Consider the following 18,625-nt stretch of genomic DNA (forward strand, 5'->3'; position numbering starts at 1 on the left):
GCATTATCCCGCTCCCTGTACCAGCTACCAGCCTTCAACTAACTGGTCTTCAAGCAGCATTGCTGCAAATAGGATGAGAAGATGGCTGTATTCGTGTGCATGTGCTTGTTGTCTCCATCCAGCTTGCTCAACAATATGCCGCCTTCCAACAGCGAAAATGCAAAGGAAGCAAGCGCCTCGGCATCCAAATCTTCTTTAAACTCCCCTGCTGTAATCCCGTCCCTAATAATACCCTTCATCACATCCAGGAAATTATGCAGCCCTTGCCTTGCCCGGTCACGAAGCTCCGTATGCGTATCATCACTTTCCACTGCCGTATTCTGCATCGGACATCCGCCAATAAAGGGAGGATTGTGTACAACATCTCCATAAACACGAAAAAAAGCAATTAACCGGCCTGACGCGGACTGCTCTTGATCGACTGCCTCATTAAATTTACTGCTGACCAGACTAGCAGCATAATTGTAGGCTTCAATCGCAATCTCGTCTTTGCTGACAAAATGCCGGTATATGCCTCCCTTCTTAATTCCGGTATCCGCAATAATATCATTTAGGGAAGTTCCGGCATATCCTTTCTGATTAAAGATAGCCGCTGACTTCATAATGATGTGTTCTCGTGTCCGATCTCCTTTTTTCATGAGTGCCTCCGAATGATCGTATTCTAATTCAACATTATATCAAAACTAAGACGGCCGAAGCCTTGCCAATCTATAATTTCATGATACAATAAAAGTACCGATCGGTCTCTTTTTTTTATTTATGCAACATGTACGTCCCGCTTCCTTTGATTTCAAGACAGGCTTTTGTCTGTTTGGAATAAATAACGATTCCAGGAGGATTAATTCTATGAGCGTAAAAGTAGGTATTAACGGTTTTGGACGGATAGGCAGACTCGCTTTTCGCCGTATTCAAGAGCTCGAAGGTATTGAGGTTGTCGCAATTAATGATCTTACCGATGCGAAAATGCTGGCTCATCTGCTCAAGTATGATACGACGCAAGGCATGTTTCAGAGCGGTATTGAGGTTCATGACGGGACCTTCACCGTTAAAGGCAAAGAGGTTAAAGTGTCGGCTATCCGTAACCCCGAAGAAATTCCTTGGGGCGAGCTTGGTGTAGATATCGTTCTTGAATGTACAGGTTTCTTCACCACTAAGGAAAAGGCAGAGCTTCACCTGAAGGGCGGCGCCAAAAAAGTCGTCATTTCCGCACCGGCAACAGGCGACATGAAAACCATCGTATACAACGTGAATCATGACACGCTGGACGGAACGGAAACCGTTATTTCTGGCGCTTCCTGCACAACAAACTGTCTGGCGCCCATGGCTAAAGCTCTTCATGACAAGTTCGGCATTCATTCCGGGTTAATGACGACCGTTCACGCCTATACAGGAAATCAGAACACACTTGATGCTCCTAATCCAAAAGGTGACTATCGTGCAGCACGGGCTGCTGCTGAGAACATCGTTCCTTATCCAACCGGTGCCGCTAAAGCTATTGGTCTAGTTCTTCCCGAGCTGCAGGGCAAGCTGGATGGCGCATCTCAGCGTGTACCTGTTGCAACAGGCTCCGTAACGGAGCTAGTTGCTGTTTTGAACAAAAAGGTTACAGTAGCGGAAGTTAACGCCGCAATGAAAGAAGCCTCTGACCCGGAAACCTACGGCTACACAGAAGACGAAATCGTATCTTCTGATATTAAGGGGATGACGTTCGGCTCCCTATTTGATGCCACTCAAACCAAAGTTCTGACGGTTGGCGACCAGCAGCTGGTGAAAACTGCAGCTTGGTACGATAACGAAATGTCTTACACGGCTCAATTGGTTCGGACGCTGGAATACTTCGCTAAACTCGCAAAGTAACACGCAAAAGCGGGTGCTATCCTCTAATCAGGACAGCACCCGCTTCTGTATTTCTATCCGCTAATCAAATCTTATCATTGGGCGCTGGAGAACTTGCGGGAGGCATTCCGGTACGCCGTCGGTGACAATCCTTTTCTAGCTGTAAACTGCTTGATGAAGTAAGTATCATATTCAAATCCGGCAGCGAGCGCAATTTCATTCAGGCTCATATCGGTATGGGTCAGCAGCTCGCACGCAACTTTCAAGCGATGGGCCAGCAAGTAACCAATCGCGGTACTCCCGCATCTGTCCTGAAATTTCTTGTTAAGCGTCACCCGGTTCAAATGTGCATACTTTGTCAAATCCTCCAAGGATATCTTTTGCGAATAATGAGTATGAATATAGTCCAGCGCTTCATCGACAGGCGAATGCTCGCGATTGCGATTCAGTTCCTCTAACAATCCTAAAATTTGAATCAGATATTTCTTGATTCTGCACGCCCAGAGTGCATCACTTTGCGCCTGCACTTCCATGCCAAGCAGAAAAAACCATTCTAAGAGCAGCGGAAATGCTTTGTCCGTAATACGCGGCACTCCGGCATAAGGATTAGTGTTCTCAAACAAGGAAAGTCCTACTTGTATTCTAGGCGCTGCCGGAAAATGCGCCTTCGTCTCTGTAAGCTTAACGCTGCTCAGAAATTCGGAATGAAACCGGAACGATTGTGCGCATACGTTGATCTTTTCAACCAGCTGCCATTGAACGTCTTCCGCCAGACAGAGAACACCTGGAGCACTTATCAATATGGGGCGCTGGTTCAATATACCCTTAATACTTCCGGACGTTATAAAAATCATGGTTGAACGTTCCGGATAAGGCAAACTGCTGAAATCCTCCACTGCTGCAAACTCTATATTCACAATACGTTCTTTGTGCCTGTCCACTTGCGGCATAATGATCACCTATCAAATAGTATAGTCGGTTGCTTCACTTATTCTAGTGTAGCATACAAGACGAACGGATATAATGAGGTTGCAAATATACAAAAAAGGAGGAAATCATAATGACTGCTGTACCGTATGCTATCCATGTTTCCGATGAAATTCTTGACGATCTGCAGTATAGGCTTCATCACATCCGTTGGCCCGCCCAGTGGGAAGATGCAGGCTGGGAGAGAGGTGCGGACTTAGGCTATTTAAAGTCACTCGTCGACTATTGGAGAGATCATTACGACTGGCGGGCACAGGAATCCAAGCTGAATCGCTTGTCCCAGTTTCGTTCCAATATTGACGGCATAGACGTGCATTTCGTTCACGAACGCGGCAAAGGCCCTAATCCGCTGCCCATTATTCTTACCCATGGCTGGCCTGACAGCTATCTTCGGTATGAAAAAATGATTCCTCTCCTGACAGACCCTGCCCGTTACGGCGGCAATGCGGAGGACTCCTTTGATGTCATCGTCCCTTCATTGCCTGGATTCGGATTTTCCGGCCATCCTGACCGCCCTGGCGTCAACAACTTTGTTGTCTCTCAGATGTGGGCTAAGCTGATGACGCAAGAATTAGGCTATAACAAATTTGCCGCTGCAGGCGGAGATATGGGCTCTGGTGTGACAAGGTACTTGGCCGCCCATTATCCTGAGCTATTGGTGGGGATCCATCTAACGGATGTTGGCATTATAAAAAGTCTTATGGCTTCATCGGATGATTCGGCACTTTCTGAGGAAGAACGTCAATATAAGAAAAAAGCAGCCGAATGGATTTCTAATGAGGGAGGCTACATGTCCATTCAATCGACAAAGCCTCACACTGTGGCCTATGGGCTTTCTGATTCTCCTGTTGGTCTGGCTGCTTGGATCATTGAGAAGCTTCGGGCATGGAGCGATTGTAAGGGCGATCTCAGCCAGAAGTACAGCATGGATGAGCTGCTGACTCACGTCATGATTTATTGGGTGACGAATACAAGCGGACCAGCTGCCAATAGGTATTACGAAAACTCGCATTCCTTGCCGCCTCTCGGCCCTATAGAAGTTCCGACAGGTCTAGCTTTATTTCCCGAAGATATACTGCCGCCGCCTAGATCATGGACGGAACGCCAGTTCAATATAACGCGCTGGACCACGATGCCTTCCGGCGGGCATTTTACGGCCATAGAGGAACCGGAGCTGCTGGCTGAAGACATTCGCGCATTTTACAGATCTATCCGGAAGTAATTAGCCTATCCCATTCGGGCTGACAATAAAACCCGCGAAAAGCCTCGTAAAACCAAGGTTTTCGCGGGTTTTCACTGCCTTAAGCGACGTTCTCCTTCATTTTCATTTTCGCATGTAAGAAGAGCGATGCTGCAAAGGCAATCAACACACTGAACGCCCCTACCCATGTGACATGAGACAACGAAACCTGATCGATAACGATTCCGCCGAGTCCAGCGCCTGCAGCCATCGACAATTGCATCGTGGACTGATTGAGACTAAGCATTACACTTGAATACTGAGGCTCAATCCGCACCATATTGTACTGCTGTGTAGGGCCGGTAGACCAAGCTGCGAACGACCACAACATAAGGATCACGACAACCGGAACCCATGAATGTGTGAACATAACGGCAACCGTTAGTAAAATTAAAGCAGCCGCATGCAGCAGCATCCCGCCGGTTAAGGTACGGGCAACTCCCCATTTATCCGTACTGTAACCACCGGATTTGGAACCAATCAGGCTGGCAATACCGAAAGCCAGCAGTACGCTGCTCAGCATATTTTCACCTAAGCCCGCGACCGAGAGAAGATAAGGCGAAATATACGTATAAGCAATTGAGTAGCCGCCGAGCCAAAAGAAGGTAATCGCAAGCCCAAACGCTACCCGGCTATTTTTGAGAAAGCCCAGCTGCCTGGACAGCGGCATTGGGGCATCGCCTTTCACACGGGGAATGGTGAAATATAACACAACCATAATCAACAGCCCCGCCAATGCCAAGAGGCCAAATACCGCTCTCCAGCCAAATTCGGCTGTTATCATCCGCCCGAGCGGCACCCCAATGATTAAGGACATCGTAAAGCCCATCGTGACGTTGGCAATCGAGCTCGCCTTTTTACCCTCAGGTGCAATTTTGGAGGCAATGTCGAGCGCGGATACGACGACAGTTCCCGCTCCTAACGCCATCAATGCCCGCGAAGCAACAAACAGCTCATAGCCCGGCAGCAGGAACGCCAGCAGGTTGGCGATCACAAATACGGCTAGTCCAGCAACGAGCAGCTTCTGCCGTTCCACTCTCGCAGTCAATGCCATTACTACCGGTGTGCAGATCGCATAAATTAATGAAAAAATCGTCACCAGCTGGCCGGTCGAAGTAATCGATATATCCAGAGATAATGAAATCTTATCTAATATTCCCGAAATGACGTATTCAGATGTACCTACCAAAAAGCTGACAAGCGCTAATAAATATACTTTTAACGAGCCCTTCATTTATGTGTCTCCTTTAGTTAAGTTCTGTCTGCAAGCTGTGACGGATAGATAAATTCACTTTAGCTTTAACTTCAATCTCAATCTCAATATCAAATTAACAAATCGTTATTTGTCGATGTATTGCCCAAAAAAAATAAAACAGACCTTCGGTATTGTCTTCTGGCAATCAGGATCACTTTCACATTCAGAATCACGATCACGATTACATTCAAATCAAAAAATCGGAATTTGTCGATGTTTTATTTCAAAAAAAAGCCCCAGGAACATTAATCCCGTCAAACAAAATAGCCGGCCTCCTTTGCCAGTCATCCGAAGGCCTAGCCTTATCCCCTCGCGTCCATACTGCTGCTATTCCATCTCCCCTTTCAGCAGCGCTATAGCCTCGCGGATTTTCTCTTCATCTCTTTTGTAGTAGGTGTACTTCCCGATCCGTTCACTTGTAATTAGACCTGCCCGCTGCAGAATCGTTAAATATTGAGAGGCAGTTGACTGCGTCATATTCAACTTTTCAGTTACCTGACCGACACATACCCCGATTTTTTTCATATCAATCCCTTCATGGGGCTTAAAATAATGATCAGGCTCCTTTAACCATTGCAAAATTTGGAGGCGTGACTCATTCGCCAATGCTTTAAACAATTCGATAGGTTCCATAACCATGATTATATCGATAATTACCGATATGTCAATTTGTTATTAGGGCAACCAGCTGCTATGGAAGGAGATTACGTTTTCAGTTCCGCCTGATGATGCCGGCTAATGGCGCTGCAGAGAATCAAAATGTAAAAGTACATGTTGTTAGCCGCATTTTCCACGATTTATCGCTTCAAACTGCAAAAGTGCAGTTTGATAGGCTCAAAAAGCCGCTATAGCATGAAAAATAACGATTTCAAATGCACTTTTGCATTTTGAACGCTGTTTTGGGCCATTTGAGCCCCATCAGCCTGCACTTTTGCATTTTGTTGCTCCTAGTGAACGGGAATGGGGTCGATGTTCGCAGCCGGACAGCCTGAAGAAAGGCAGGTTTGACCGCCGATGTGCGACCGAGCACCGCGTGCCGCGATGGCACATATCGTCGGAGGCAGTATGCTCGAATTGGTTGGCTTCCGCAGAAAACAACAAACGTTGCAAGATTCCTGATTCACGGACAAAATAAAGAACCCGCCAGGCGCCTTGTAAAAGCAAGACGTCTAGCGGGTTTCCCATAGCAAGACTGAATTAATAGCCCATATCCTTCAAAATTTTCGATAACGTGCGCAGACGTTCTCCGATCATTTCATCGTCGTCGCTCAAAGCTTGGCTGAACAGCTTAATATCTTCATTAATCCGCTCATTGTCCGTGCAGATCGACACGTTCATCGCATCGCCCTGCAGACCAACCCGGTCAATGACAGGCTGCTGCGGGTCATACAAATGCTCGTACCGGTAAGCTTCGCGGAAATGCTCCAGGGAGCGGCAAATGAGAATCGACAAATCCAGCACACGATGGAGCGGCAGCTCCTCAGATTGCCTCGACCATTTTTCTCCCGTATATCTCCATACTTTAGCCGAAATATCGACCTTTCCTCTATCATTCCACTGGGCTAAACCCAGGGATAGACCTTTGGCGTCCGTGTTCCCGGCCAAGCGGCCGTCAACGTTCTCATAATTTTCCGATACGACCACTGGCTTATGCTTTAACGTCGTAGGTATTTTCATCTATACCCCTCTTTCCTCTAACCCGTGTATGTACTAAATTGTACTAAATTACTAAACGACGGTTTCATCTTATCTTGGATTGCAGCGCTAGTCAATCTGCAGACGATACAGGGGCATCCTTATAGGCGTAACAAATGACGAAACCCGCCAATTTTTCAATTGACGGGTTCATACTCATCTTAAATTTCTTTGAGCGGCTTATTGTAGCCTTTGTCTCCGAAGGGCTGCAGCTTCTGGAACCAAGGCTTCAGAATCTGCTTCATTTCCCAGCGGATATCCGTTATCTTCTCGGTATCCTTCTGCTCCAGCACCTCATATTCGAATGCATCGGCTCCGCCAAACTCCTTCCACTCCTTCTGCAGCTCGGCATTCGCAAACTTCCCCATATCCAGCTGCATCTGCAGGGTAAACCATTTATTCTTCAGGTTGGGATAACTGTCGATATAGATTTTGCCGTTCACTTTGTTCTTGATCTGAGCGACTCCCATATAAATCTTGATCTTCTTGTATTCCTCAACTAGTTCCCTTCTCTTATTCTTATCCATGTCGCTTCTCTCCTTATTGTGGCTGATGAACTGTTAATGAATGCTACAAATACCGCGCGATAATCCGAACCAGTTTGGCAGGCAGCTCCTGTAAATTTGTAATGTCCAAATAACGCTCATCGCCATATATTTCACTAATGACATCCTTATCTTGACCGATTGCGGCAGCCAGAAAGGTAACGCCCTTCCGTTCATACTCTTCAATCGTTTGCTGCATATCGGTAACGGCATAGCTTCCCGTGTAGTTGTCCATTGCTTTGGGCTGTCCGTCACTGATGCTAATTAACAGCTTAGTCTGCTGCGGTGATGCAGCCAGCCGCTCCGCCATAATTCGCAGCGCCATGCCGTCCCGGTTATTGCTTCTTGCCCCAATTCCCATTAATCGGAACCGGTCATTGGCATCTGGTCTTTCCCAATCTGCATAAGCAAAGATTGACATCTGCTCCAGCCTGGAGACATCCGCCGTATCGCCATTGATCAGAATTGGAATCTGACAAATTTGACAAAACTCATATACCGCGATAACAGCCCGCTTAGCCGCTTCTAATCTTCCGAAAGCGGACATCGATGCGGATTCATCAACCCTTAGACCAACAATTAGGGAAGGCGATTCTGTTGGAGGCCGTTTTTTAGCAAAATATTTGTAATCCTTGTAAGCAATGCTGTCTGCTTGAAACTTGCTGCCGTAGTAACGGTTCCTCGTAAATTCGGAGGAGACCTCATGCTCCAGAAGCGGAAGCGTCTTCCTGGCAATTTCCCTTACGACAGGCATCAGCCCCTTGCTCAGACTGGCATATTCCTGTTGATGACCTTCATCATATGCAGGGCGGTGTACGATTAGCTTTATTTTATCATGAATAGAACCGGACACGATCTCTCTGGCGCTACGATTCAGCTGTTTGCGGAACTCGCGTTCTTGCTGCTTGGCATCCTCCGGCATGGCTTTGGGATTGGCCTGATGATAGCGGGGAGCTCCGCTCTCCCCCGTATCTGAGCTTTCCATATCGGCAGACTCTTCGGATGCCAGAGAAGAGCTTTCTTCACTATCCGCTGACTTTTTCCATGCAATGCCCTGTTCCTCTTCAAGGCTGCTGTTCTGGTCAAAATCAGCGGTGTCAATTTCTCCCCAAATCTTCATTTCTAGAGCATCGTTATTTTTTCGTTTTTTTTTACTTCGTCCGCAACGCCATCTAGACTCGCGATCAGACCATGCTTTTCGAGTGCTTCCTCCAAAATTTTGATTTCCTCTGGATCGGTTGTAATTTTGTAGATAACCTTATGATACAGTGATTCTTTGGCTGAAGCTCCCCCGGCAACCGCATCAGTCCAGTAAAACAGCGAACGCATTCCCGCCACGCCTTTGATTGCATTAGCCCGGGCAGCATGATCCAATACCATGATACTTTCGGCTAACAGGCTCAGCACTTCCTCATCCCCGTAGCCTGTCTTGGACATCGCACGCTCCATCATCGTTTCTTTGGCGGGCAGATCCATCTTCTCCGAATGCTGAACTCTGTCGCGCAGCGCTTCGTTTAGCGGCCGGGCCCCCGCATAGCTGCGGTTTGTTGTAATGACTGCGATGAAATCCGGATGTCTGCGTATCATTTCCGTCGGAAGATTAATGCTGCCGTCCAGCTCCAAAGCAGAGTTTAACGCCATAAGCACCGCGGCGTCCCGAATAACGTTAGGCTCTTGAATTTCCAGCAGATAGCCTTGCTGATACGCTCTGACAATCTCCGACGGGTAAAACCGGTACTCGACCGCCTGGCCATTAGCATGCTCCGATGCGTGCTTCAGCAGCTGTTTCATTTTCAGACCCGCTTGCTCCCGTGTCATCCCCAGCACATCCATCAAGATTTCAGCAGCGCTTTGAAAGCCGTCGCTTTCATACAAGGCCTTCATCACCGCTTGCTCTGCGGGCTCCAGCTTCTCCAATTGCTCGGACGAAATGACGGGCAGGATCGCCCCGATAATATCCGACTTATCCATATCGGCAAAACAAGTCACCTTCGTATACGGCAGCCCAAAGTTTGCCGACAATGCTTTTGCGAGCTGTGTTTTACCGGAGCCGGCATCGCCCTCTAACAAAATATTGGCGATTTTCATTTCCCCGCGATTCCAATTGCGCTTTACTTCCTTGCTAATGCGCAGCTCCTCTTCACTAATTTTGTGAGAAGCAGGCTTTTGCCAGACCAGCTTCTTTTCCGCTTCGGTCAGTTGTCTCGCAGGCGACAGCTCATATTGCTCCAATGCAGACATATTTCATTTTCCCTTCTGTCATAACGCTTGACTATTCTCCGCTTTTTTTCTTTTCTCAACAACAATAGGAAGCAGCAAAATCGCACCAGCAATCGTCAGACAGCCGCTCACCATATATACCGACATTAAGGAAAAGGATTCTTTCAAATAGCCGGTTACAAACATCCCGGTCACCATCATCCCCATAAACGCGGGCATAATCGCTCCCGATACCCGGCCAATAAAGGCCCCTTCTGTATTCCGTACAAGCAAGGTCTGAATGCCTCCTTGCACGAAAGGATACACCAGACCGCTAATTACCAGCAGCGTGATCGTCAGCCAGATCATCGTTGACGCGCCAATTCCGATCGTACAGACAGCTGTAACAACCAGACCGATCATGAGCAGCAGCTGCGGCTTCACTTTTTTCGCTATCGACATAATGACAGCTCCGCCGACCAGCATTGCCGCTCCATTGGACATTACGAGCCATTGCAGAAATTGTTTATCCTGACCCAGCTTCTCAATGACAAGGAAGATTTGCAGCGGCTGAATCAATCCGGAAGCTAATCCGACAGCCGCGAAAGTCATGGTTAACGTTTTTAAAGATTTATTGGCACCGATATAACGCAGACCGTCGGTCAATTCCTTCAAGAAGCTGCTTCCATCGGCAGATTTCTTCTCCTCTGCATCACGAGGAAGCGTCGAGAGGATAACCGACGAGCCGAGGAACAGAATAACGGTAAGGATCAAAGAAACGTTAATGCCAAATCGGATGAAAATAAACGTGCCGACAACCGGACCCAACACCGTAAATACAGCGACAATCGTCTGGGACATCGCCATTACGCCTTGCAGCTGTTCGCCAGGCACATGCCGTTTGTACAGCTTCATAGCGGAAGGCTGTGAAAATTGCGACAGACTCGCAGAAATAAATGACCCGACTAGAAGTGCGATCCATCCCCCGTTCATGACGGTAAGCAATACGGCCATAACGGATAAGGACGACAGCAGGTCACTCCAAACCATCGTCCGCTTCGGCCGCCACCGGTCGGCAAAGGTGCCGCCAATTAGTCCGAAAATAAAGATCGGAGCAAACTCCGCAACCGAAATTAGCGATACATATACCGAATTGTTATTCGTTAACTCGGTCACATACAGAAGGACGGAATAATTCCGGATCCAGATGCCCAATTGCAGCAGTACCCGGGAAAATATAATAGTTCGAACATAACGATTGGAAAACATCTTCAATACCCCATATCCTGTAAAATTTTCGATAATGCCCGCAAACGTTCACCGATCATTTCATCGTCGTCGCTTAGAGCCTGACTGAACAGTTTGATATCTTCATTAATTTTCTCATTGTCTGTGCATATCGCTACGCTCATCGCATCTCCTTGCAGGCCAATCCGGTCAATGACAGGCTGCTTTGGGTCATACAAATGCTCATAGCGATACGCTTCGCTGAAATGCTCCAGTGACCGGCAAATAAGAATGGACAAATCCAGCACACGATGAAGCGGCAGCTCTTCGGATTGTCTGGACCACTTTTCTCCCGTGTATCTCCACACCTTAGCCGATATATCGATTTTCCCTCTATCATTCCACTGAGCGAGTCCTAGAGACAGCCCTTTCGCATCCGTATTTCGGGCCAATCGGCCATCTACCTTCTCATAATTTTCCGATACGACAACAGGCTTATGTTTTAATACAGCCGGAATCTTCATCTTTCTCCTCTTCTCTTTTTACTAATTTAATAATTTACTAAATTACTTATTTACTAAATTACTGCTTAATCGTATATTGGATTTTATCGTTCGTCAAGTAGCTTCCGCTAATTTACATTTTTGAACGCTGAGGCTCAGTGGAAATCTGGTGCCTCGAACGCACTAGAAAAAAAGCCTATACTTATTGGCACAGGCCTCTCTTTCGTCCTCTAAACTGCAAAAAAAAATCGTCCCAGCCAGGGACGATTTTGCGCGGAAAGCAGCCTATTTATTTATCGCCGTCAACGTTTGTACTACGTCATCGATCTTTTTCCCGTCAGCGATTGGACCGTTCAGCGCCCAATGACGAGCAGACACCTTGAAAGCATTTCCTTTGGCAACTGCCGGTATTGCCTTCCACACTTTCATTTGCTCCACTTCTGAAGCTTTGGCGATATCCTTCTGAAATTCTGATTCAGGAGCCATAGAAGCACCATAATCCATGAACAAGTAATCGGCTGTCAGCTCAGGGAGCTTCTCCAAAGATATCATCGTCCCTCCCCAAGTATCCTTCGTCTCTTTCTGAAATTCCAGCACTTTAGGGTCCGGCTTTAATCCCAGATCATTATAGAGCACAGATGTCCATACATATTCCGGAAAATCCAACTCTACATCCTTCGTTGCCGGGCGCACGAAAGCGACTGTTTTATTCTCGCCAACTGCTTGTACGATGGTCTCTTTTGCTTGCTTTAATTTGTCCTTATATGCCTGAAGCACAGCATTCGCCTGCTTTTCTTTGCCTAATGCTTTTCCGATTTCAACAATACCCGTCTGCCAGTTGTCACGGATAAAAGCAATCGTTGGAGCAATCTTGCTAAGCTGCTCATAGCCTGCTTGATCTGTCATATACGTATTCATAATAATTAAATCGGGATTGGCTGCTGTGATTGCCTCCAGATTGATATCGAAGGAGCTGTTGACCGCAATCCCTTTTTCTTTAATTTGCGCATCCAAATAGTAGCCGTCCGTGCTGAATGCCTGAACGAGAGGCACATCAAGTGAAAGCAGCATATCCTCCATCCCGATCGATATGATTCGTTCGGCATTTGCCGGAACCGTCGTTTCGCCGTAATCATGCTTGACGGTCACTTCGCTCTGTTCACCGCTGCCAGCTGATTCATTGGCATTCGGTGATGGCGAGGCTTGTTCCGTCGCGGACGGAGTGGTATCAGATACATTAGCACCCTTATTCCCGCATGCCCCAAGAACAAGCACGAGCATTAGTGCAGTTAACAGCGTTAAAACAACGAAGCTGCGCGGCGTTCGTGACCTTTTATCGGAATGATTTACGTTTGTCCTGATCGTCTTCATGTATTGTCTGCCCCCTGAAATTGATAATCATTATTACTGTATTGAGTATAGCGGGCAGCTATTCATCTGTATATCCACAATCATGCGGAATGTTCACTAATGTGTGCACAAAATCAGATGCTCCAGCCTATCCAGCTGACGTTCCTGATAAAGAGCAGAATTTTCAAACCAAGGATACACCCATGCCTGATGCCCCTGCTGCAAATGAACCCGATTCTGTCGAACTTGCCGCAGCCCGCTCCATCGCTTGTCCGTCTGCAGCTTCTTCCAAAATGCTTGCGACTGGAAATCACCATTCACGCTAACGATGAACCGGCAGTCCTCCTCGCAATGGGCAAGCTGTTCAAGCTCCACTGGCGCGTACCATTCCACGCTGCCCATCAGTGCAGCCGGCTTAATTCCAAGATCATCATATAGAACGGTCATCGCCTTGCGCCCCCATATTTGCATTTCATCCCCAGCTACTTTTAGCACCAGTACTTTATCATTCCCGATGCGATTATGGACTCGTTCTTGCACAAGCTGTGCTTTCTGTTCATAGTGCTCCAGCCAAGAAACAGCGTGATCTGTCATTCCCAAAAAATCGGCTGCCATTCGCAAATGCTCCCGCCATCCCGCTTCCATCCAAGGCAGCCGCAGAACGGGTGCAATTTTGCCGAGCTGAACCGCTTCTTCTTGCGAAATTGTACTGTCCAGTCCGATGATACAATCGGGCTTCGCTTGCAGCAGCGCCCGGTGGTTGAATTCATAATGATGACCAAGCGGCACTTCGATGTCGCTGCTGTATTTGCGGCTGAATTCATCTGTCCAATAATGATCGATCGGAGCGGCATGCGGTACGACCTGCAGCGGCAGCAGCTGTCCAAGCACCGGCCAGCTGTATGCGGCTACCTTGCGTCTCCGATTGCGCAGGTAGACAGCCGGTGCAATGCCGACTTCCTTTTTGAATACAGTACGAAAATAAGGTTCGCTGCGGAAGCCCACCCGTTCGGCAATATCGCTTATCGGCAAGCCGTTCTCGAGCATTAATTTCTTCGCTTGCTGAAGCCGTACCTCCGTTAAATATTCGACGATGCTTTTGCCGTAGCGTTCCTTGAATGCGCGCATCAGGTGATACCGGCTCACTCCCGACAACGAAGCCAATTCATCGACGGAAAGGCCTTCTCCATAACGGAGATCGATCTCTTTCTTTGCCATCTCCGGCGCTTCCGAATTACGATGCTCCCGCTGCTCGATTAGTAAAGCCAGCAATTCATAAAAGCTTGCCTGCACCCGCATCCCATCAGCTAATGCCGAAGGTACAGACGATACCGCTCGTTCCCAATACTCATAAATCGTATCACCTATCCGGACGGAGTCGGCAATCCGGTATTCATGTGTACCGTGCTTCAATGGTGCATCTATAATCTGTTCCCCTTCATCGGATGTTAATGGCCCTTGCTCGAATTCAAGAATATACATGACCTGTTTCTCTTGTGAAGGACCCCCTGTCTCTACCCATTGTCCCGGACGGCAAAGTATAACCGTGCCTGAATAAGCAGGAATTCGAACGCCATCCACGATAACCCGGCAAGGAGATCCGCAAATGACGAGACGATGCCTGGTCAGCTCATCTTTTCGAAACACCCATTCTTGCCCGCTATATTCCACCTTTTCCACGTAAACAAGCTTTAGCCATGTACGATTCAAATCGTCCAAACCGCTTCTATATGGCATATTTATTTCGATAGACATTTTGCAATTACTCCGCTCACTCGTTTTTGTTTATACTAATCATAACTGATAACAATTCTCACTACAATGTTGTCCTTTTTTTAGCAGCAAAAAAAGCACTGCCCCATGAGGAGCAGCACCTTATTCTTTTGGCTTTGCTGATGCTTGAATGCCGTTATCATTTCCTTCCTTTTTCCTTCAACACGGATCGGAAGAGCAGCCTTAACAAAGGCGGCACTGCGAAAAAGATAAAGAACGTCCGGAACAGCTGATAGCTGGTGATGACCGATAAATCCCCGTTTACTTCCTTCGCAATGAAAGCCATTTGATCCATGCCTCCCGGAGAAAGGCTCAGGAATGACGTAGCGATCGTAATGTCATGCAGCCGAGTAAGCAGCAGCGAGAGAAGGATCGAGCAGCCGATTAACGCCACTCCGTTCAGCAGCGCGAGCAGCACGATTTTGACCTTATGCTTCAAGTTTTCCGGCTTCAGCAGCAGTCCAATATAACTGCCCATCATTACTTGCGAAAGCTCAAGTACGAGCGGCGGCAAGGAATGACCCTCATAGCCGGACAAATTAAGCACAATGGTGCCGATCATCGGTCCGAGCAGAAATGCTGTCGGAAACTTGATTTTCTGGCCGATGACCGCAAGCAGAATACATACCGCTGCGAACAACCAGATGTGCGGGAACAACGCAGCAAATCCCGGAGCTGCTGCTGCGTCTGCTATTGCTGTCCCGTGACTGACCGTCAAATGAAACAATGGACTAAAGATCAGCAACGGTACGATGAACATAATCATGATTAGCCGTGATACTTGCAGAAAGGTAACGACCGTCAGATCGATACTCTTCATTTCTTCTGCCAGAGAGACCATCTGACTAAGTCCGCCGGGAATGCTTCCCATAAGAATGGTCGGATATGAAATGCCTGAGATCCGTGATACGAGGAACGCGATGCCCCCCGCACACACGAGCAGCAGAGCTGTAAACAGAATCATTGTCGGCAGCTGCCGCCCAATCTCGACGAAAGTCGCTGCGGTGAACGACAACCCTAATGTATAGCCGATTATAATCATTCCGGTATTACGGATTTGTACAGGCCAATAGAATGAAATGCCTCTCCACAATTTGGAGCCAATCAAGACAAAAACCATAGATCCCAACAGCCAGGGAATCGGCATATGAATCAGCTGAAACAAGAAACCGCCAAGAACAGCAATGGCGCAGGTCACCAAAAACCGGATCCATTTATTTTCCTTCCAAGTTGCGCTTCGTGGTGCATGCCCAGTGCTGTCCATTACAGACTCTCAATCAATTCGCCAATGGCTTGAGCGTCGCCTTGGAACAAGCCTCCGTGGTAGCAGATGACATTCTCGGTCGGATAAGCCTTTAATTTACGGAGTGAAGCAAGTGCCGTCTCCATATCCGGCGTCACGGATGGATTGGGTCCTTGAAGCTTCCCGTTCACAACGACCATGGCATCTCCGGCAATCAGCGTTTTGCTGGGCTCATGATACAAGCAAATATGGCCCGGCGTATGACCAGGAGTATGGATAACTGTAATTCCGCCGCCGATAGGCAGCTTGTCCCCGTCCGCCAGCGAGCGTGTTACATTTTTAACTTGGCCCGAAAAGGTTGTCTCAAACTTAGAACCAAGATCCTGCGGCAGAGAAGCAATCAATCCTTTCTTGAACTCCTCGCTCAACTTGATCATCGGTTTTAGGCCGTCGATATAAGGCTGGTCATCCTCATGTGCATAGACCTCTGCGGCTTCGTCCTTGAACTCCGGCAGGCCGCCCACATGATCTAGATCCTGATGGGTCAAAATAATGGAATGAGGAGCCGACGGATCAATGTCTGCTTGAGTCAATAGCTCATTAATGATTCCGTAACTTCCGGGAATGCCGGTATCGATCAATACATAACCGTTCCCGTCACGAATTACCGTCGGGTGAACAACCATCGTGTGCTCGCCCAGTTGAAGAGTAACCTCCAACATTTCAATGTATGAGTTATTTTTCATGCTGTGCCAAAGCTTAGTGCTCTGGCTCACCTCCTATATCGATATGATAATGATGCTGAATTCTGAATGCTGGATGCCAACTGCTGAATGCCGAATGCAGAATATCCAAAAACCGATAAGTTCATTATATGACTAGTGAGTTTTTGCGTCAATTCCTTTATTGACCATCCGATACGGACATGTCAGAATGTTTACAGGTGATATCAATGGAACAACTCAAAAGACGGCAAATCGTCGATACTGCTATGCATATTTTCAAAGAAAAAGGCTATTTCTCTGCCTCCATGCAAGACATCGCAGAAGCCTGCGGCATGGCTAAAGCAAGCATTTACAAAGTGTTTCCTTCAAAAGAGGACTTGTTCACCGGAATTTTCGTCGAGGTCCACAGAACCTTATTCGAAGATGCTGCAGCGCTTGACCGCACACTTAGCCTCGAAGGGCATCCGCCCAAAGAAATTTTGCGCCGCAAAATCGAGTTCCAGCTGCAGTTCATGCTCGAAAACTACTTTTTCACAAGCGAATTCAAAAATTTGCCGATCGTAGACAACGACAATTTTGTTATAGAATGGCGTAAAAAACGGGCTACTCTGCTTACTATGCACTATGACTGCTTTAATGAAGCCTATGGCGAGTCCGTTAGCCCTTATCTTGGGGATATCGTTGCAATCTTCCGCGGTATGATGAAAGAATATTTGTCGCATACGGTTCAAGCCGTAATTGCCGTTCCTATGGCTGATTTGGCCGGATTCATTGCAGATCGGATGGATGCGCTTATCAACGATTTGACCGCCAGCGGGGCAAGGCCTGTACTCAAGGCTTCGAGCGCTTATTTCAGTGATATTAACCCGTTGGACGCAGATACCAGGCAGACAAACCTCGGAGAGTTTATGGCTTTTTTTGCGGGCAAAATTCGTGAACTGCCTCAGCCCGACCGCGTTCGAGAGGAGCAGCTCGAAGTCATTGCTCTGCTTCAGCAAGAGCTTGAGCAACATGTTCCGAATGGCACCCTCGTACGGGTATACATTACTTTTCTCGACACCGTCAGCGATTTGAGGCCCTATGTCCATCAGCTCAGCCTCATGCTAAATCGTACGGGTACATTGTCGGACAGATGAAAAAGGGGAACACGTAGCAAGATTTACTTCGCTAAGTGTTCCCCTTTTTGGCGCTCCGCCATACCGCCGTAGTTTGCTACGAAACAGGTTCGGCAACGAAGCAATTTCGCTTTTTTGAGAAGCTAGCTTCGCTGTAGCCCAAAGCGAGGCAGCTAACCGCAATGTTTGCGAACCTGCTTCTCTAACACGGTGCCCACCTGCCGATCAGCCGTCATAAGGAAGCAAGTTCGCTTTTTTGCGAAGCCAGCTTCGCTGTAACTTGCCTTTTTGAGCACTGACTCGCGCGCAGCGAACCTAGCTTCGCTACTCGTGAACCTTGGTTCTCGGATAGCGAAAATTGCTTCGCTGTAGTCCAAGGCGTAGCCGCTAACCGCACTTTTTGCGAAATTTGGTTCGCTGTTTTGCGAACATGCTTCGCTAACACGGTGCCTGCGTTCGGATCCCCCGTCACAAGGAAGCAACTTCGCTATTTAGTTAAGTTCTCTTCGCAATTGCCCATCATCCCAACGTTCCACCTCCAACTATTCGTCCCCAACGAAGCAATTTCGCTATTTTGCGAAGCCAGCTTCGCTGTAGCTTGCCTTTTTGAGCACTGACTCGCTTGCAGCGAAGCTAGCTTCGCTACTCGTGAACCTTGGTTCTCGGATAGCGAAAATCGCTTCGCTGTAGCCCGAGGCGAGGCAGCTAACCGCACTGTTTGCGAAATTAGGTTCGCTTTTTTGCGAGCCTGCTTCGCTAACACGGTACTCACCTGCCGATCAGACGTCACAAGGAAGCAACTTCGCTATTTAGTGAAGTTCTCTTCGCAATTGCCGATCATCCCAACGTTCCACCTCCAACTATTCGTCCCCAACGAAGCAATTTCGCTATTTTGCGAAGCCAGCTTCGCTGTAGCTTGCCTTTTTGAGCAC

The 18,625-nt window shown here is 47.8% G+C and carries 17 protein-coding genes; 3 read left to right on the forward strand and 14 right to left on the reverse strand.

What is annotated here, in order from left to right:
* Positions 1-38: 38 nt before the first annotated feature.
* The gene (locus ACFVVF_RS10240) at positions 39-638 is read right to left on the reverse strand and encodes a TetR/AcrR family transcriptional regulator (protein ID WP_387807981.1); all 600 of its coding nucleotides are present in this window, start codon (positions 636-638) and stop codon (positions 39-41) included.
* Between the two features lie 208 nt (positions 639-846).
* Between ACFVVF_RS10240 and gap the strand changes: the two genes are divergently transcribed.
* On the forward strand, positions 847-1,857 hold the full coding sequence (gap, locus tag ACFVVF_RS10245) for a type I glyceraldehyde-3-phosphate dehydrogenase (protein ID WP_387807984.1): 1,011 nt from the start codon (positions 847-849) through the stop codon (positions 1,855-1,857).
* Positions 1,858-1,931: 74 nt separating this feature from the next.
* On the opposite strand, the gene ACFVVF_RS10250 is transcribed toward gap, so the two are convergent.
* On the reverse strand, positions 1,932-2,786 hold the full coding sequence (locus ACFVVF_RS10250) for a helix-turn-helix domain-containing protein (RefSeq protein WP_387808993.1): 855 nt from the start codon (positions 2,784-2,786) through the stop codon (positions 1,932-1,934).
* Positions 2,787-2,896: 110 nt separating this feature from the next.
* Between ACFVVF_RS10250 and ACFVVF_RS10255 the strand changes: the two genes are divergently transcribed.
* Entirely contained in the window at positions 2,897-4,045 is a 1,149-nt protein-coding gene (locus ACFVVF_RS10255) for an epoxide hydrolase family protein (RefSeq protein ID WP_387807986.1), read from the forward strand.
* 79 nt (positions 4,046-4,124) lie between these two features.
* Here the strand turns inward: ACFVVF_RS10255 and ACFVVF_RS10260 are convergent, their stop codons facing one another.
* The 12 genes from ACFVVF_RS10260 to ACFVVF_RS10315 form a co-directional block, all read right to left on the reverse strand.
* A complete protein-coding gene (locus tag ACFVVF_RS10260; protein WP_387807988.1) occupies positions 4,125-5,297 on the reverse strand; it encodes an MFS transporter in 1,173 nt (390 codons plus the stop codon).
* A 348-nt stretch (positions 5,298-5,645) separates the two neighbouring features.
* Complete coding sequence (locus ACFVVF_RS10265; RefSeq protein ID WP_387807991.1) at positions 5,646-5,951, reverse strand: ArsR/SmtB family transcription factor; 306 nt, start codon at positions 5,949-5,951, stop codon at positions 5,646-5,648.
* A gap of 564 nt (positions 5,952-6,515) precedes the next feature.
* On the reverse strand, positions 6,516-6,995 hold the full coding sequence (locus ACFVVF_RS10270; protein WP_387807994.1) for a DUF6530 family protein: 480 nt from the start codon (positions 6,993-6,995) through the stop codon (positions 6,516-6,518).
* 179 nt (positions 6,996-7,174) lie between these two features.
* Positions 7,175-7,540, reverse strand: coding sequence for a GIY-YIG nuclease family protein (locus ACFVVF_RS10275; RefSeq protein ID WP_387807996.1), 366 nt, complete (start codon positions 7,538-7,540; stop codon positions 7,175-7,177).
* Positions 7,541-7,583: 43 nt separating this feature from the next.
* The gene (locus ACFVVF_RS10280) at positions 7,584-8,678 is read right to left on the reverse strand and encodes a vWA domain-containing protein (RefSeq protein WP_387807999.1); all 1,095 of its coding nucleotides are present in this window, start codon (positions 8,676-8,678) and stop codon (positions 7,584-7,586) included.
* A 2-nt stretch (positions 8,679-8,680) separates the two neighbouring features.
* Positions 8,681-9,799, reverse strand: a complete 1,119-nt coding sequence (locus tag ACFVVF_RS10285; protein WP_387808001.1) for an AAA family ATPase — start codon at positions 9,797-9,799, stop codon at positions 8,681-8,683.
* 18 nt (positions 9,800-9,817) lie between these two features.
* Positions 9,818-11,026: an MFS transporter gene (locus ACFVVF_RS10290; RefSeq protein ID WP_387808996.1), complete on the reverse strand. Its 1,209-nt coding sequence runs from the start codon at positions 11,024-11,026 to the stop codon at positions 9,818-9,820.
* 2 nt (positions 11,027-11,028) lie between these two features.
* Complete coding sequence (locus ACFVVF_RS10295) at positions 11,029-11,508, reverse strand: DUF6530 family protein (protein WP_387808004.1); 480 nt, start codon at positions 11,506-11,508, stop codon at positions 11,029-11,031.
* Positions 11,509-11,772: 264 nt separating this feature from the next.
* Positions 11,773-12,858, reverse strand: a complete 1,086-nt coding sequence (locus tag ACFVVF_RS10300; RefSeq protein ID WP_387808007.1) for an ABC transporter substrate-binding protein — start codon at positions 12,856-12,858, stop codon at positions 11,773-11,775.
* Positions 12,859-12,954: 96 nt separating this feature from the next.
* Positions 12,955-14,592, reverse strand: a complete 1,638-nt coding sequence (locus tag ACFVVF_RS10305; RefSeq protein ID WP_387808010.1) for an AraC family transcriptional regulator — start codon at positions 14,590-14,592, stop codon at positions 12,955-12,957.
* A gap of 157 nt (positions 14,593-14,749) precedes the next feature.
* Positions 14,750-15,874, reverse strand: a complete 1,125-nt coding sequence (locus ACFVVF_RS10310; RefSeq protein WP_387808012.1) for an AbrB family transcriptional regulator — start codon at positions 15,872-15,874, stop codon at positions 14,750-14,752.
* Positions 15,874-16,599, reverse strand: coding sequence for an MBL fold metallo-hydrolase (locus ACFVVF_RS10315; protein WP_387808015.1), 726 nt, complete (start codon positions 16,597-16,599; stop codon positions 15,874-15,876). The genes ACFVVF_RS10310 and ACFVVF_RS10315 overlap by 1 nt, the downstream gene beginning before the upstream one ends.
* 206 nt (positions 16,600-16,805) lie before the next feature.
* Between ACFVVF_RS10315 and ACFVVF_RS10320 the strand changes: the two genes are divergently transcribed.
* Positions 16,806-17,714, forward strand: a complete 909-nt coding sequence (locus ACFVVF_RS10320; RefSeq protein ID WP_387808017.1) for a TetR/AcrR family transcriptional regulator — start codon at positions 16,806-16,808, stop codon at positions 17,712-17,714.
* Positions 17,715-18,625: the final 911 nt, after the last annotated feature.

It is taken from the genome of Paenibacillus sp. NPDC058174 (assembly GCF_042883865.1).
Classification (GTDB): Bacteria; Bacillota; Bacilli; order Paenibacillales; family Paenibacillaceae; genus Pristimantibacillus.

Excerpts from the sequence above, each read along its gene's own strand:
- ACFVVF_RS10240 (WP_387807981.1), bottom strand. The coding sequence starts at position 638 with ATGAAAAAAGGAGATCGGACACGAGAACACATCATTATGAAGTCAGCG.
- gap (WP_387807984.1), top strand. The coding sequence starts at position 847 with ATGAGCGTAAAAGTAGGTATTAACGGTTTTGGACGGATAGGCAGACTC.
- ACFVVF_RS10250 (WP_387808993.1), bottom strand. The coding sequence starts at position 2,786 with ATGCCGCAAGTGGACAGGCACAAAGAACGTATTGTGAATATAGAGTTT.
- ACFVVF_RS10255 (WP_387807986.1), top strand. The coding sequence starts at position 2,897 with ATGACTGCTGTACCGTATGCTATCCATGTTTCCGATGAAATTCTTGAC.
- ACFVVF_RS10260 (WP_387807988.1), bottom strand. The coding sequence starts at position 5,297 with ATGAAGGGCTCGTTAAAAGTATATTTATTAGCGCTTGTCAGCTTTTTG.
- ACFVVF_RS10265 (WP_387807991.1), bottom strand. The coding sequence starts at position 5,951 with ATGGAACCTATCGAATTGTTTAAAGCATTGGCGAATGAGTCACGCCTC.
- ACFVVF_RS10270 (WP_387807994.1), bottom strand. The coding sequence starts at position 6,995 with ATGAAAATACCTACGACGTTAAAGCATAAGCCAGTGGTCGTATCGGAA.
- ACFVVF_RS10275 (WP_387807996.1), bottom strand. The coding sequence starts at position 7,540 with ATGGATAAGAATAAGAGAAGGGAACTAGTTGAGGAATACAAGAAGATC.
- ACFVVF_RS10280 (WP_387807999.1), bottom strand. The coding sequence starts at position 8,678 with ATGAAGATTTGGGGAGAAATTGACACCGCTGATTTTGACCAGAACAGC.
- ACFVVF_RS10285 (WP_387808001.1), bottom strand. The coding sequence starts at position 9,799 with ATGTCTGCATTGGAGCAATATGAGCTGTCGCCTGCGAGACAACTGACC.
- ACFVVF_RS10290 (WP_387808996.1), bottom strand. The coding sequence starts at position 11,026 with ATGTTTTCCAATCGTTATGTTCGAACTATTATATTTTCCCGGGTACTG.
- ACFVVF_RS10295 (WP_387808004.1), bottom strand. The coding sequence starts at position 11,508 with ATGAAGATTCCGGCTGTATTAAAACATAAGCCTGTTGTCGTATCGGAA.
- ACFVVF_RS10300 (WP_387808007.1), bottom strand. The coding sequence starts at position 12,858 with ATGAAGACGATCAGGACAAACGTAAATCATTCCGATAAAAGGTCACGA.
- ACFVVF_RS10305 (WP_387808010.1), bottom strand. The coding sequence starts at position 14,592 with ATGTCTATCGAAATAAATATGCCATATAGAAGCGGTTTGGACGATTTG.
- ACFVVF_RS10310 (WP_387808012.1), bottom strand. The coding sequence starts at position 15,874 with ATGGACAGCACTGGGCATGCACCACGAAGCGCAACTTGGAAGGAAAAT.
- ACFVVF_RS10315 (WP_387808015.1), bottom strand. The coding sequence starts at position 16,599 with ATGAAAAATAACTCATACATTGAAATGTTGGAGGTTACTCTTCAACTG.
- ACFVVF_RS10320 (WP_387808017.1), top strand. The coding sequence starts at position 16,806 with ATGGAACAACTCAAAAGACGGCAAATCGTCGATACTGCTATGCATATT.